Below are 13796 nucleotides of genomic sequence, written 5' to 3' on the forward strand. Positions count from 1 at the left end.
GTCCGGAAGCGCGGCGCGGCTTGCGTCCGATCGTCGAGGCGTAGCTGGCGATGCGGCTCGGTGCCGCGACCGAGCGCTCAGCAGTTCCCGGCAGAAGGCGCTTGGCAGGTTTCGACAGAAGACGCTTGTCTGGTTCCCGGCAGAAGACGCAGAGGGCTGCAGCGATGGCGAGCACGGCCGCAACGCCCGGGGAGCATCGGCAGCGACGCGGCAGCCTCGCGGAGAACAGGACGCGCCAGCCAGGCGGGAAGGCACAGAGTCGTGGAGAGCAGACGGTGCACAGGTCCCGGAGACAGCACGGCAGCTGACGACGTGGCAGGTACCGGCAAGGCTCTCGCACGCGGAGCGTCCGGCGAGCGTTGGCGAGGCGTCAATGCATCGGAGCGCGACAGACTAAGAGATCGCGCGCCTGACAGCGAGACAGCCCCAGAAGCCGAGCGCCTGGCGACGAGACAGACAACGAGGCCAGGCGCTTGGCAACGCGACAGACCCTGACACCAGGCGCTCGGCAGCGAGACAGACCCCGACGCCAGGCGCTCGGCAGCGAGACAGACCCCGACGCCAGGCGCCCGGCAGCGAGACAGACCCCGACACCAGGCGCTCGGCAGCGAGACAGACCGCGGGACAGCGCGGGAGTCACTGGCATCGTTGCACCTCCCCGACGGGTTGCTCGCAGACCACCGGAGCTATCAAGTCCTGGCAGGAAAACTCAACCCGGCAGATCGTTCACAGCCAACGCGAGAATTACTGCCGGCGAGGCAAAGCAGCTCGCCCGCGAGCGCCGACAGCCAGCCAAGCCGTCCGGATCAAAGACGGAAGAAGCTCGTCACCTGGCGGAGAAGATCCTCTTCCGTCGTCGGGAGGTCGACCTCGATCGCCCGCAGTCCGAGGCGCGCGGTGTCCGCCCGGAGGCGGTTCGTGAACATGCGGTCCCGTTCGGCCAGGTTCCGGGTCGCTCGTGCCGGATCGCTTGTGCGCCAGACGAAATTCTCCCCCGGTGCGCTCCGGCCTTCGATAGCCGCCTGGCGGAACTCGGGTGTCGGGAGCAGCCAGACGGCCTGTTCCGGGGCGTCCAGCAGGGGGCGCACGAGGTCGGGCAGCAGCCGGAAGCCGTCGACGACGCAGGGGGTCGGCGACAGGGCGAGGAGGTCTTCGACGATCAGCTCGAAAGCCTCGCCGCGGAACCAGTGGAAGGTCTCCAGCATGACGTCCGGGGAGCGGCGGACCCAGCGTTCGTCCATGTCCATGGCCAGGAAGGCGTGCAAGTACGGAGCGGTGGCGGGGGTCGTGCGGGCGGTGTGGGCACGCATGGCGTCATCGGTCGCGTAGTGGTGCCAGCCGTAGCGCGCGGCCAGGCGGCGGGCGATCGTTGATTTGCCTGCGCCGGGGGCGCCGCCGATCCAGTGGACGTGCCGGAGATCCGCCACGGTCAGCGGTGTGCGGCCATCGCCGCGGTGTAGACGCAGACCGCGGCGGCGGTGGCCAGGTTGAGGCTTTCCGCCTTGCCGTACAACGGGATTCGGACTGCTTCGTCGACCGACGAGAGGACGTCCCCGGGCAGGCCGTGCGCCTCGTTGCCGAAGATCCACGCCACGGGGTCTCCGAAGCGGACGGTCTCGAGCGAGGTCGAGGCGTAACCGTGCGCGGCGAGTGTGCGGAGGCCGACCGAGCGCAGGGCGGTCAGGACTGCCGGGATGTCGCGGGCGCGGGCCAGCGGGACGTGGAACGTCGAACCGGCTGCGGCGCGGACGCTTTTGCCGTTGTGCGGGTCGACGGTGTCGCCGGCCAGGACTACCGCGTCGGCGCCGGCGGCGTCGGCCACGCGGATCACGGTGCCTGCGTTGCCGGGTTCGGCGACGTCGACCAGGACCACTACCAGCCGGGCCGAGGCGAGGACTGTCTCCAGTGGACGGTCGACCAGCGAGCAGACCGCGATGATTCCTTGCGGCGTCACGGTTTCCGAGAGGCCCGCTGCGGCGCGGTCGGTGATCGGCGACACGCGGGGGGCCGCGGCGACCAGGTCAGGGTGTGCGGCGGCGGCGCGTTCGGTCACGAAGAGTTCGTGGACCGTCCCGCAGGACAGGGCCGAGGTGACCGCGTTGACCCCTTCGGCCAGGAAGCGGCCGGTTTTCTCCCGTTCCGCGCGCCGGGTCAGTTTGCGTGCGGCAACGACCCGGGGGGTCCGTTCGGTGAACGGATCCGCCCCGGGCCGGAAAATGCTGCCGGTCAGGCCGACTTCGCTTCGCCGGTCGTGACGTTCGCCTTGGCGAGCTCGGCGAGCGCGGTGAAGGCGGCGGCGTCGTTGACCGCGAGGTCCGCGAGGATCTTGCGGTCCACCTCGACACCGGCGGCCTTCAGGCCCTGGATGAACCGGTTGTAGGTGACGCCGTTGGCGCGAGCGGCCGCGTTGATGCGGGTGATCCACAGCTGGCGGAAGTCACCCTTGCGCGCGCGGCGGTCGCGGTAGGCGTAGTTGAGCGAGTGGAGCGTCTGCTCCTTGGCCTTGCGGTACAGCCGCGAACGCTGGCCGCGGTAACCGCTGGCCAGTTCGAGAGTCGCGCGACGCTTCTTCTGGGCGTTGACCGCCCGCTTGACGCGTGCCACTGGTCCATCCTGTCGAATTCGGGGGGTGCGAGGACCCCGGGGTGGTCGGGAAAGGGTGCGGGCCTCAGCGGCCGAGCAGGCGCTTCACTCGGCTGACGTCGTTCTGGGCGACCTCGGTGGTGCCCTCGAGACGACGGGTGAGGCGGTTGGACTTCTTCTCCATCAGGTGGCGGCGGCCGGCCTTCTGGCGACGCAGCTTGCCCGAACCGGTGATGCGGACCCGCTTCGACGTGCCCTTGTGCGTCTTCATCTTCGGCATGGTTGTTCGTCCTCTTCCGTGCGGCGGCACACCGGAAAACCCGGTGTGCCGCTGACTGTGCTGGTCGGCGCCGGGGCGCGCTACGCCTCGGGAGCCGGTTCGGCCTTGACGGCCTTCGGCTTCACGTTCTTGTGCGGGGCCAGCACCATGATCATGTTGCGTCCGTCCTGCTTCGGCGACGATTCCACGAAGCCGAGCTCGGTGACGTCGTCGGCGAGCTTCTGCAGGAGCCGGAAACCGAGCTCCGGCCGGGACTGCTCGCGACCGCGGAACATGATCGTGACCTTGACCTTGTTGCCCGCCGCCAGGAACCGCGACACGTGACCCTTCTTGGTCTCGTAGTCGTGCTGGTCGATCTTCGGCCGCAGCTTCTGTTCCTTGATGACGGTGAGCTGCTGGTTGCGGCGGGACTCGCGGGCCTTCTGGGCGCTCTCGTACTTGAACTTGCCGAAGTCCATGAGCTTGGCCACGGGCGGGCGGGCCTGCGGGGCCACCTCGACGAGGTCGAGGTCCGCCTCCTGCGCAAGCCGCAGCGCATCCTCGATCCGGACGATGCCGACCTGCTCGCCGTTGGGGCCGACGAGCCGGACTTCCGGCACCCGGATGCGTTCGTTGATGCGTGTCTCGGAGCTGATGGGGCCTCCTTGGTCCGAGTGATGTTTTCTCGCTTCGACCTGGTGCCCACACGATTCAGGCCCCGTCGCCGGCTGCTGCCGGTGCACGGGGCCCGCTCTGTCTCCGATCGCGCCCGGCCGGACGGCCGAACGCTTCGCCTCCGCGGTACGCTGCCCGGACGGCAGCCACTGCTTCGGCGAGACCGGACCCGGACACCTGAGGCGGTGACGCGGGTGGGAGCGGGGCTCCACTTGCCGCCCCCGATCGCTCGGGAGCTGGTCGCACGTGGAAGGGTACCAGACGTGTCTGAACAACCTTCGCCACCGCCCCCGTATTCCCCCGACGACCGCGGGCTCGAGGAGATCCCGAGCGTCGAGGTGATCAGCCGCGCCGCGGTGATGCTGCTGTCCGCGGGGGCCGAACGCCTCGGCCTCGCCGACGCCGACCCGGAGAACTCGCCGCACCGCGACCTCGACGAGGCGCGCCGCCTCATCACCGCGCTCGCCGGGCTCGTGACCGCCTCCGCGGAGTACCTCGGCCTGCACGCCGGACCCCTTCGCGACGGGCTTCAGTCGCTGCAGAAGGCGTTCCGCGAGGCGTCGGTCGTGCCGGACCCGCCGGGCCAGGGGCCGGGCGAGAAGTACACCGGGCCGGTGTACTGAGCCGGAAGCCTTCCCCAGAGACATCCGAAGACCCGCCTCGCGGCATCGCCGGGCGGGTCTTCGCCGTTTCGGAGGCCGACAAGACGGGATCGGCAAAGCTCGGCCTGCGTTCGCCGAGGCGATGCACTTCAGCCGCGCGGCACCGCCCCCGCTGTCTCGCTCCCGGGAAAGTCCGCGAGGGGAATCCGCGAGTATCCCCTCACGAACCTCTCCCCGCGCACGACCGGACGGCGGATCACGTTGTTCCGGGCCGTTGCCCCCGCGACAACCGACATCTAACATGTTAGATGTGAGCGCACTCCCCAAGGTCTCCCGGTCGCTGCTGCGCGACGAGGCGTACGAGCGCATCCGGCACGCCATCATCGACGGCAGCCTCCCGCCGGGGACTCCCCTGCGCGACGCCGACCTCGCCGAGCAGCTCGGGCTTTCCCGCGCTCCAGTCCGGCAGGCGCTGCTGCGGCTGGCCGAGGACCGGCTGGTCGTGTCGAAGCCGCAGAGTTACACGAGGGTCGCCGAGTTCGACGCGGGCGACGTGCGCGACGCGGTCCGGCTCGTGCGGGCGTTGCACGAGCTTGCCGTGCGCGAAGCGCTCCCCCGGCTCGGGAAAGCGCAGATCGCGGAAATGCGCGAAGCCAACGAACGGTTCCGCGCGGCCGTCGCCGAGGGGGACGTCGGGAAGGCGATCGAAGCGGACGACGAATTGCACGAGATTCCGGTGCGCGCGTACGGGAACCGGGCGGTCGCGGCGACGCTCGACCGGTACACGCCGTTGCTGCGCCGTCTCGAATACGCGCGGTTCAGTTCGCTGCCCGCGCATCGCTCGGTCGCCCGGCACGAAGAGCTCATCGCCGCGTTCGAAGCCCGCGACGAAGCGGTCGCCGCGCAGCTCACCGCAACGATTTGGACCGATCTCGAAGCCCTCCTGGAGGAAGCGTGAGCCTGGCCGATTTTCCCCGTTTCCCGTTGCTGATCGGGCCTTCGCCGGTGCATCGGCTGGAGCGGCTCACCGAGCACCTCGGCGGCGCGGCCGTCTGGGCCAAGCGCGAGGACCTCAACTCCGGTCTCGCCTACGGCGGCAACAAGACGCGCAAGCTCGAGTACCTCGTCGCCGACGCGCTCGCCAAGGGCGCGGACACCCTCGTCTCGATCGGCGGCGTGCAGTCGAACCACACGCGCCAGGTCGCGGCCGCGGCGGCGCGGGCCGGAATGAAAGCCGTGCTGGTGCAGGAAAGCTGGGTCGACTGGGCCGATCCGCTGCACGACAAGGTCGGCAACATCCAGCTGTCGCGGATCCTCGGCGCGGACGTCCGGCTCGTCGACGCCGGGTTCGGCATCGGGTTCAAGGAGAGCTGGGAACAGGCGCTGGCGGAGGTCGAGGCGAACGGCGGCACGCCGTACGCGATCCCGGCCGGGGCGTCGGACCACCGGCTCGGCGGGCTCGGGTTCGCGAACTGGGTGCTGGAACTGGAAGAACAGGAACGCGAACTCGGCGTTTTCTTCGACACCGTCGTGGTTTGCTCGGTCACCGGCAGCACGCAGGCGGGGATGCTGGCCGGAGCGGCGGCGAGCGGGAAGCCGCGGCGGATCCTGGGGATCGACGCGTCGGCGAAGCCCGAGGAGACGCGCGAGCAGATCGGCCGGATCGCGAAGAGCACGGCGGCGCTGATCGGAGCCGGGCCGGTTGCAGAAACCGAACTCGACGAGCGGTATCACGCCGGGGTGTACGGGATTCCGGATGAGCGGACGCTGGAGGCGATCCGGACCGCGGCGCGGTTCGAGGGGATGATCACCGACCCGGTGTACGAGGGGAAATCGATGGCCGGGCTGATCGATCTCGTGCGCACCGGCGAAATCGCGAAGGATTCGAACGTGCTGTACGCACACCTCGGCGGGCAGCCCGCGATCAACGCGTACACGAGCGTGCTCGGCTGAACCGGGTGCCCGGCCGCGGCCGGGCACCCGTGCGGCTCAGTCCAGCACGGCGAGCACGTCGATCTCGACCAGGAGCCCGGCGGGCAGCCCGACGTACACCGTGGTGCGGGCCGCGTGCGGGGCTTCGCCGATCAGTTCGTTGTAGACCTCGTTGAACGCGGCGAAGTGGCTGGTGTCGGTGAGGTACACGCGCACCATCACCGCGTCCGCGAAGCTCGAGCCCGCTTCTTCGAGCAGCGCGGTCAGGTTCTTGAACACCTGCCGGGTCTGGCTCACGACGTCGTCGCCGACGATCTCGTTCGTGGCCGGGTCGAACGCGACCGCGCCGGCGACCTGGAGGATGTTCCCCTTGCGGACGGCCTGCGAGAAGTTCGCCGGCGGCTTCGGCGCGTTCTCGCTGGTGATCGCCGTCTTGCCCATCATTGCCCCTTTCCGTTCCCCGTCCATCCACTGTGGACGGAAGCTTCTTCGGCGGCGGCCAGCAGCTCGGGCACGAGCGCCAGCAGCCCGTCGTAGTCCAGCAGCACCTTCGGCACCGACATCGACGCCGCGGCGAGCACTTCGCCGCCCGCGCCGCGCACCGGGGCGGAGATACAGTGGATGAAGTCCTCGTGTTCGGCATTGTCCACCGCGTACCCGCGCTCAGCGACCTGGTCCAATTCGGCCAGGTACGCCTCGGGCGTGGTGATGGTGTTGGCGGTGAGCACGACGTAGTCGATCGCACGGGCGATCTCTTCGCGTTTCGCCCGCGGCATCGCCGCCACGAGCACCTTGCCGACCGCGGTGCAGTGCAGGGGCGCGCGTTTGCCGACCCGCGAGTACATCCGGACCGCGTGGTGTCCCTCGAACTTGTCGATGTACACCACCTCGCCGTCCTCATAGGACGCCAGGTGCACAGTGTGCCCGGTGCGCGAGTTCAGCCCGGCGAGCGCTTCGTGCGAACTGCGCCGGACATCGCGGTCTTCCAGCGCCTGGTTGGCGAGGTCGAAAAGCGCGCTGCCGAGCCGGTAGTGCCGGGCCCCTTCGCGCCGCACGAAATGGTGCGATTCGAGCGTGCGCAGCAGCCGCAGCACGGTCGTCTTGTGCACGCCGATCTCTTCGGCCAGCTCGTCGAGCGTCTTGCCGCCGCGGGCGAGACCGCCCAGCAGCGTCAGCGCGCGGTCGAGACTTTGGCTCACGTCGCCACCACTCCCTCTCCGGTGAGCCGGACCGAACCCCAGCCGTCGGCGTCCGCCTGCACCAGTTTCGTCACGACGGCCTCGGCGAGCGGCACGCCGACGTCGTCCTGAGTCAACAGTGTCGCGGCTGCTTGCAGGTGACCGCGCCGGAGCCTTGTCAGCGGGTCGGCGCCGTGCAGAGTCGCGGCCAGGAATCCGGCGGCGAAGGCGTCGCCCGCGCCGACCGGCTCGACGACGTCGACACTGAGCGCGGGCGAGAACAGCGGTTCGGCCGAGCCCTCGACGAGCGTCGCGCCGCGTTCCCCGTGCTTGACCACCAGCGTGCGCGGACCAGGCAGAAGCTCGCGCAGCCGCACCGGATCGCCGGTGCCCCACACCCGCTCCGCTTCGTCGTCGCCGGTCAGCACCAGGTCGGCCTTGCCGGCCAGTTCGGCGAGAACGGACTGGTCGCGTCCGGTCCACAGCGCGGGGCGGTGGTTGACGTCGAACGACACGAGCAGGTCGCCGCGCGGACGGTCGAGCAGCGCGCGCACGAGCGCGAGGCAGCTGCCGGAAAGCGCGGGCGTGATCCCGGAGAGGTGCAGCACGCGAACGCCGGAGAAGTCCAGCCGGGACATCAGTTCCGGGCCCATGCCGGAGGCGGCGGAACCCGAGCGGTAGTAGCGGACCGGACTGCCGCCCGCGCCGCTTTCCTTCACGTACAGCCCGGTCGGGCGCGTCGGGTCGAAGACGACGCCGCGCACGTCCACGCCCGCCGACGCGATCTCGCGGACGAGCGCGCGGCCGAACGGATCGTCGCCGACCGCGCTGACCCAACCGCTGCGCACGCCGAGCGCGGGCAGGTGGCACGCGACGTTCGACTCCGCGCCGCCGATGGTGCGCAGCCAGGTGCGCACCTCGTCCGGGGGGCCGGGTTCGGCGGGCACGAACAACGCCATCGACTCGCCGATGCAGAGCACTTCAGGCGACGCTGTCGGACTGCTGGTCACTGACGTTCCTTCCCCGTTGACCTGTGGCCACCCGGATGCTACACCTATGCAACGCATTTTGCGCAACGTCCGTTGCAAGATACGCAACCGAGGTCCCAGATGAACAGCAACGCCGCTCTCACCGCCGCCGTCCGAGCCGGGCGCGGCGAACGGATCGACTGGCGCTTCCGCGCTCTCCCTCCGGCACTGTCCGGGCTCACTCTCGACGAAGCCGCCGCCCGCCGTGCCAAGCTCTTCGACGACGGCTTCTTCGGTCCGTTCGTGGTCATCGACGCGGCCGCGATGGAGCACAACCTCGCCACCATGGCCCGCTGGTGCGCCGAACGCGGCATCGCGCTCGCGCCGCACGGCAAGACCACGATGGCCCCGGAGCTGTTCGCCCGGCAGCTGGAGCACGGCTCGTGGGGCATCACCGCGGCGAACGCCGGGCATGTGCGGATCTACCGCGCGTTCGGCGTGCCGCGGATCCTGCTGGCGAACCAGCTCGTCGACCCGTCCGCGTTGCGCTGGCTGGCCGGCGAACTGGCGGCGGATACGGACTTCGAATTCGTCTGCTGGGTCGATTCGGTGCGCAGCGTCGAGCTGATGACCGAAGCGCTCGCCGGCGCCAAGCGGCCCGTCGATGTGCTGGTGGAGCTGGGCGGCGAAGGCGGTCGCACCGGTGTCCGCGACGCCGCGACCGCGCTTGCCGTTGCCGAAGCGGCGGCGCAGAGCCCGGTGCTGCGACTGCGCGGCACGGGCGGATACGAAGGCGCGCTTTCGCACCACACCGGCGAAGCGGCGCTGGCGAAAATCAGTTCCTATGTGGACAGTCTTCGCGACGCGACGATCACCTTCGCGGACAAGGGTTTGCTCGCCGACGGCCCGGTGTACGTCACCGCGGGCGGCAGCGCGTACTTCGACCGCGTCGTGGACGAGCTGACCAAGCCCTGGCCGGACGGTCTCGACGTGGTCCCGATCCTGCGCAGCGGCGCGTACCTGACCCACGACGACGGCTTCTACCGCGAGATCTCGCCGCTCGGCGAGCACCCGCGCATCGCTGGCGTCGACAGCTTCCGTCCGGCATTGCACGCATGGGCGCAGGTCACGTCGAAGCCGACGCCGGAGCTGGCGCTGCTCACCGCGGGCAAGCGCGACCTGCCGTACGACGAAGGCATGCCTGAGCCGCAGCTGCTGCGCAAGGACGGCGTCGTCGCCGAATTGACCGGGCACACCGTCCCGAAGCTCAACGACCAGCACGCGTTCCTCGAACTGCCGGAAGGGTCGCCAGTCGAGGTCGGCGACTGGGTGCGGCTCGGTCTGTCGCATCCGTGCACGACGTTCGACAAGTGGTCGCTGCTGCCGGTCGTGGACAGCGACGGCGAGACGGTGGTCGACTTCGTGCGGACGTGGTTCTGATGGACCTCGTGATCCGCGGTGCCCGAGTCGCCGACGGAACCGGGGCCCCGCTGGAAATCCGCGACGTCGGGATCACCGGCGACCGCATCGCCGACATCGCCGCGCCGGGCGAACTGACCGCACCGCGCGTGCTCGACGCGACCGGGCAGGTCCTCTCCCCCGGTTTCATCGACATGCACTCGCATTCCGACCTGCAAGTGCTCGCCAACCCGGACCATCTGGCGAAGATCAGCCAGGGCGTGACCACCGAGGTGCTGGGGCAGGACGGCCTCTCCTACGCGCCGGTCAACGACGAAGTGCTCGCGAGCCTGCGCCAGCAGCTGGCCGGATGGAACGACGACCCGGCGGGCTTCGACTGGAGCTGGCGCTCGGTCGGCGAATACCTCGACCGGCTCGACCAGGGCATCGCGACGAACGCCGCGTATCTCGTGCCGCAGGGCACGGTGCGGATGCTGGTGATGGGCTGGGAAGACCGGCCCGCCACGGACGCCGAGCTGGCGCGGATGCGGGACCTCATCGCGACCGGGCTGGAAGAAGGCGCGTTCGGGCTGTCGTCCGGGCTGACCTACACGCCCGGGATGTACGCGACCACCGAGGAACTGGTCGAGCTGTGCCGCGTGGTCGGCGAACGCGGCGGCTACTACAGCCCGCACCACCGCAGTTACGGCGCGGGCGCGCTGGAGGCGTTCGCGGAAATGGTCGACGTCTCCCGCCGCTCCGGCTGTCCGCTGCACCTCGCGCACGCGACGATGAACTTCTCGGTCAACAAGGGCAAAGCCCCGGATCTGTTGCGGCTGCTGGACAACGCGCTCGACGACGGCTGCGACATCACCCTCGACACGTACCCGTACCTGCCCGGCGCGACCTACCTGTCGGCGCTGCTGCCGAGCTGGTCTACCGAAGGCGGTCTGGAACCGACACTCGCTCGGCTGTCCGACTCGGACACTCGCGAACGCATCCGCGCCGAGATCGAAGAGTCCGGTTCGGACGGTGCGCACGGTGTGCCGATCGACTGGGACGCCATCGAAATCAACGGTGTCCGCCGCGAGGAAAACGCCGCGCTGGTGGGGCACAGCGTTCTCGCGTCCGCCCGTGCCGCCGGGAAATCCCCCGCAGAGCTGTATTTCGACACGCTCATCGACGAAAAGCTCGGCACGTCCTGCCTCATGCACGTGGGCCACGAGGAAAACGTGCAGGCCATCATGCGGCACCGCACGCACACCGGCGGCTCGGACGGACTGCTGGTCGGCGCGCGCCCGCATCCCCGCGCGTGGGGCACCTTCCCGCGGTACCTCGCGCGCTACGTCCGCGAACTGGGCGTTCTCGAACTGGCCGACTGCGTCGCGCACCTCACCGGGCGCGCGGCACGGCGGCTGGGGCTGACCGACCGGGGCCTCGTGCGTCCCGGCTACGCAGCCGATCTGGTGCTCTTCGACCCGGACACGGTCGCCGACACCGCGACGTTCGACAATCCGCGGCAACCAGCCGCGGGCCTCTCCCACGTCTTCGTCAACGGCGTCGCCGCCCTCGAAGACGGAACCCCCACCGGCGCGCTCGCCGGGCATTCCCTTCGCCATCCCCGGAGTCGACGATGATCCACTGGCTGCAGACCAGCACAGCCGGTCTGCTCACCCTGGCCGCGGTGTCCATCGCGGTGCTGCTTTTCCTCATCATCAAGGTCAAGGTCGAACCGTTCATCGCCTTGATCGTGGTGGGCCTGCTCACCGCACTGGCCGCGGGCGTGCCGGTCGGCACCCTCGTCGGCACCGCCCAGAAAACCTCGGATTCGCTGCTGGAGAAGGGCTTCGGCAGCATTCTCGGGCACATCGCGGCGATCATCGGGCTGGGCACGCTGCTCGGCTCGATCCTGGAGAAATCCGGCGGTGCGCGCGTGCTCACCGCGGCGCTGCTGCGGACGTTCGGCGAGAAACGCGCCCCGCTCGCCATGGGTCTTTCCGGGCTCATCTTCGGCATCCCGGTGTTCTTCGACATCGGCATTTTCGTGCTCGCGCCGCTGGTCTACGCGGCGGCGAAGCAGGGCGGCCGGTCGATCGTGCTGTACGCGATGCCGTTGCTGGCCGGGCTTTCCATCACGCACGCCTTCATCCCGCCGCACCCGGGGCCGGTCGCCGCGGCCGGCCTGCTGCACGTCGATCTCGGCTGGCTGATCCTGATGGGCGCGGTCTGCGGCATCCCGGCCTGGTTCATCGGCGGCATCCTGTACTCGACGTGGATCGGCAAGCGGGTGAACGTGCCGCTGGCCGAGGACTTCGCGAAGCTCGCCGGGGAAGAAGGCGAGCAGGAGGGCCCCGCGCCCTCGCTCAAGCTGGTCGCCGGGATCATCGCGGTGCCGCTGGTGCTGATCCTCGTGGGCACGTTCGGCAGCATCCTGCTGCCCAAGGGTTCCACCGGAGCGGGCATCGCGGCGTTCCTCGGCACCCCGGCCATCGCGCTGACCATCGCGACGCTGCTCGCTTCGTGGCTTCTCGGCCGCCGTCGCGGGATGAGCGGCGCGGATCTGGCCCAGCTTTCGGCCAACGCGCTGCGTCCGGTCGCGATGATTCTCCTCGTGGTCGGCGCGGGTTCGTTCTTCGGCGCGGTGCTGTCCGCCACCGGGATCGGCAAGGCGGTGGCCGGTTCCCTTGGCGACGCCGGGCTTCCGGTGCTGCTGGCGGCATACATCATCAGCTGCGGCATGCGCATCGCCCAGGGTTCCGCGACGGTCGCGATCGTGACAACGAGCGGCATTGTCGCGCCGACGGTGATGGAACTGCATTACTCGCAAGCACAATTGGCGCTTCTGGTGGTCGCGATCTCGGCCGGGTCGATCATCGCCTCGCACGTGAACGACGGCGGATTCTGGATCGTGTCCCGGTACTTCGGGCTGACCGTGACGCAAACCCTGAAAACCTGGACGGCTTTGGAAACAGTCCTTTCCTTGAGCGGTTTCGGTGTGGCAGCATTGGTGATGGCATTGGTCTGAACCACATCGGCACACGTTCCGGGGGTATTCGATGACCGAGATTTCCCGCCGCACGTTCGTCGGAGCAGTCGGCGCGGCCGGGGCCGCCGCCGTGGTGGGCGCACAGCTCGCCACGGCGGCGCCCCGGCCGCGTGCGGCCACGACGGTGTACGTCGGCAGCTACACCAACTCCTCGCCGGCCGGGCACGGGCTCGACGTCACCCAGCGTGCGGCGGGCAGCCCCGCGCTCACGCCGGTGCGCACGGTCCCGAAGCTGACCGACGTCTCCTGGTTCGACCGCACTCGCGACGGCCGGATCCTGTACGTCACCAACGAAAACGAGGGCGCGGAGACCGGGACGGTGTCCGCATTGGACATCTCCGACCCGGCCCGGCCGAAGCTGCTCGGGTCGACCTCCTCCAAGGGCGGCTCGCCCACGCACCTTTCGGTGCACCCGAGCCAGAAGTACGTGCTGGCCGCGAATTACGACTCCGGCAGCGTCGTAGTGCTGCCGATCAAGTCCGGCGGCAAGCTCGGCGCGGCCACCGATCTGCAGCAACACCAGGGCAAAGAGCCGCACGCGCACCAGGTCGTCACCGATCCGTCCGGCAAGTGGGTGCTCGCGGTCGACCTCGGCACCGACTCGGTGTACGTCTACTCGTTCGACACCGGCAAAGGAAAGCTGAAGCTGCACAAGCAGATCACCCTCCCCGCCGGCGCTGGCCCGCGGCACCTCGCGTTCCACCCGAACGGCACATTCGCTTACGTCGCCCAGGAACTGCGCCCGGAGATCACCGTCGCCAGCTGGGACGCCGCCACCGGCACGTTCAAGCCGATCGCCGTGGTCCCCGCGGTTCCGCCGGGCAGCACCGGCGAACTGTTCCCCGGCGAAATCACAGTGTCGCGGGACGGGAAGTTCGTCTACGCCACTGTGCGCGGCCCCAACACCATCGCCGCCTTCACCGTCGCCGACGGCGGAGCCGGGCTCAGCTTGGTCTCCTCGGCGGCGTCCGGCGGCAACTGGCCGCGGCATCTCGCGCTGGATCCGGACGAGAAGTGGTTCTACGTCTCGAACCAGCGCTCCGGCACGGTCACCTGGCTGCCGCGCGACCCGGCCACCGGCCTGCCCGGCAAGTCCGCGGGCTCGCTCGCCGTGCCGAACGTCAACTCCGTCTTCTTCGTCTGAGAAAAACCGGG

At 69.7% G+C, this 13796-nt stretch carries 15 protein-coding genes; 7 read left to right on the forward strand and 8 right to left on the reverse strand.

The features are described from left to right. Nucleotides 1-806: 806 nt before the first annotated feature. The 5 genes from L3Q65_RS17575 to infC all read right to left on the reverse strand — a co-directional run bounded on the left by L3Q65_RS17575 (nt 807) and on the right by infC (nt 3498). Nucleotides 807-1427: an AAA family ATPase gene (locus L3Q65_RS17575; RefSeq protein ID WP_237600273.1), complete on the reverse strand. Its 621-nt coding sequence runs from the start codon at nt 1425-1427 to the stop codon at nt 807-809. Between the two features lie 2 nt (nt 1428-1429). After that, on the reverse strand, nt 1430-2083 hold the full coding sequence (locus L3Q65_RS17580) for a TrmH family RNA methyltransferase (protein WP_370648213.1): 654 nt from the start codon (nt 2081-2083) through the stop codon (nt 1430-1432). 143 nt (nt 2084-2226) lie between these two features. Further along, nucleotides 2227-2604 carry a 50S ribosomal protein L20 gene (gene rplT / locus L3Q65_RS17585; RefSeq protein WP_009079612.1) on the reverse strand — a complete coding sequence of 126 codons (378 nt, stop codon included), beginning with the start codon at nt 2602-2604 and terminating at the stop codon, nt 2227-2229. 64 nt (nt 2605-2668) lie between these two features. Continuing rightward, the gene (gene rpmI, locus L3Q65_RS17590) at nt 2669-2863 is read right to left on the reverse strand and encodes a 50S ribosomal protein L35 (RefSeq protein ID WP_009079615.1); all 195 of its coding nucleotides are present in this window, start codon (nt 2861-2863) and stop codon (nt 2669-2671) included. A gap of 80 nt (nt 2864-2943) precedes the next feature. Then, nucleotides 2944-3498, reverse strand: coding sequence for a translation initiation factor IF-3 (gene infC / locus L3Q65_RS17595; protein WP_182895384.1), 555 nt, complete (start codon nt 3496-3498; stop codon nt 2944-2946). A 282-nt stretch (nt 3499-3780) separates the two neighbouring features. Here infC and L3Q65_RS17600 point away from each other — a divergent pair, with 282 nt between their 5' ends. The 3 genes from L3Q65_RS17600 (at nt 3781) to L3Q65_RS17610 (ending at nt 6072) form a co-directional block, all read left to right on the forward strand. Further along, the gene (locus L3Q65_RS17600) at nt 3781-4140 is read left to right on the forward strand and encodes a DUF1844 domain-containing protein (protein ID WP_037370356.1); all 360 of its coding nucleotides are present in this window, start codon (nt 3781-3783) and stop codon (nt 4138-4140) included. A 289-nt stretch (nt 4141-4429) separates the two neighbouring features. Next, entirely contained in the window at nt 4430-5077 is a 648-nt protein-coding gene (locus tag L3Q65_RS17605) for a GntR family transcriptional regulator (protein WP_370648190.1), read from the forward strand. Next, nucleotides 5074-6072 (forward strand): 1-aminocyclopropane-1-carboxylate deaminase, encoded by a 999-nt coding sequence (locus L3Q65_RS17610; protein ID WP_237600274.1) that lies wholly within the window; start codon nt 5074-5076, stop codon nt 6070-6072. Before L3Q65_RS17605 ends, L3Q65_RS17610 begins: the two co-directional genes overlap by 4 nt. A gap of 36 nt (nt 6073-6108) precedes the next feature. Here the strand turns inward: L3Q65_RS17610 and L3Q65_RS17615 are convergent, their stop codons facing one another. Genes L3Q65_RS17615 through L3Q65_RS17625 form a run of 3 tightly spaced genes read right to left on the reverse strand, consistent with a single transcriptional unit; the run spans nt 6109 to nt 8188 of the window. Beyond that, on the reverse strand, nt 6109-6492 hold the full coding sequence (locus L3Q65_RS17615) for a RidA family protein (protein WP_116204166.1): 384 nt from the start codon (nt 6490-6492) through the stop codon (nt 6109-6111). Then, entirely contained in the window at nt 6492-7250 is a 759-nt protein-coding gene (locus tag L3Q65_RS17620) for an IclR family transcriptional regulator (protein ID WP_182895245.1), read from the reverse strand. Before L3Q65_RS17620 ends, L3Q65_RS17615 begins: the two co-directional genes overlap by 1 nt. Continuing rightward, on the reverse strand, nt 7247-8188 hold the full coding sequence (locus tag L3Q65_RS17625) for a sugar kinase (protein ID WP_237600908.1): 942 nt from the start codon (nt 8186-8188) through the stop codon (nt 7247-7249). The genes L3Q65_RS17620 and L3Q65_RS17625 overlap by 4 nt, the downstream gene beginning before the upstream one ends. A gap of 150 nt (nt 8189-8338) precedes the next feature. Here L3Q65_RS17625 and L3Q65_RS17630 point away from each other — a divergent pair, with 150 nt between their 5' ends. From L3Q65_RS17630 to L3Q65_RS17645, 4 genes are read left to right on the forward strand one after another with little or no spacing between them, the layout of a single operon-like run. Next, nucleotides 8339-9637, forward strand: coding sequence for an amino acid deaminase (locus L3Q65_RS17630; protein ID WP_237600275.1), 1299 nt, complete (start codon nt 8339-8341; stop codon nt 9635-9637). Further along, the gene (locus L3Q65_RS17635) at nt 9637-11232 is read left to right on the forward strand and encodes an amidohydrolase family protein (RefSeq protein WP_237600276.1); all 1596 of its coding nucleotides are present in this window, start codon (nt 9637-9639) and stop codon (nt 11230-11232) included. Before L3Q65_RS17630 ends, L3Q65_RS17635 begins: the two co-directional genes overlap by 1 nt. Beyond that, nucleotides 11229-12620, forward strand: a complete 1392-nt coding sequence (locus L3Q65_RS17640; protein ID WP_182895248.1) for a GntP family permease — start codon at nt 11229-11231, stop codon at nt 12618-12620. The genes L3Q65_RS17635 and L3Q65_RS17640 overlap by 4 nt, the downstream gene beginning before the upstream one ends. Before the next feature lie 31 nt (nt 12621-12651). After that, a complete protein-coding gene (locus tag L3Q65_RS17645) occupies nt 12652-13785 on the forward strand; it encodes a lactonase family protein (protein WP_237600277.1) in 1134 nt (377 codons plus the stop codon). Nucleotides 13786-13796 lie beyond the last annotated feature (11 nt).

The organism is Amycolatopsis sp. FU40, assembly GCF_021903635.1.
GTDB classification, from domain to species: domain Bacteria; phylum Actinomycetota; class Actinomycetes; order Mycobacteriales; family Pseudonocardiaceae; genus Amycolatopsis; species Amycolatopsis dendrobii.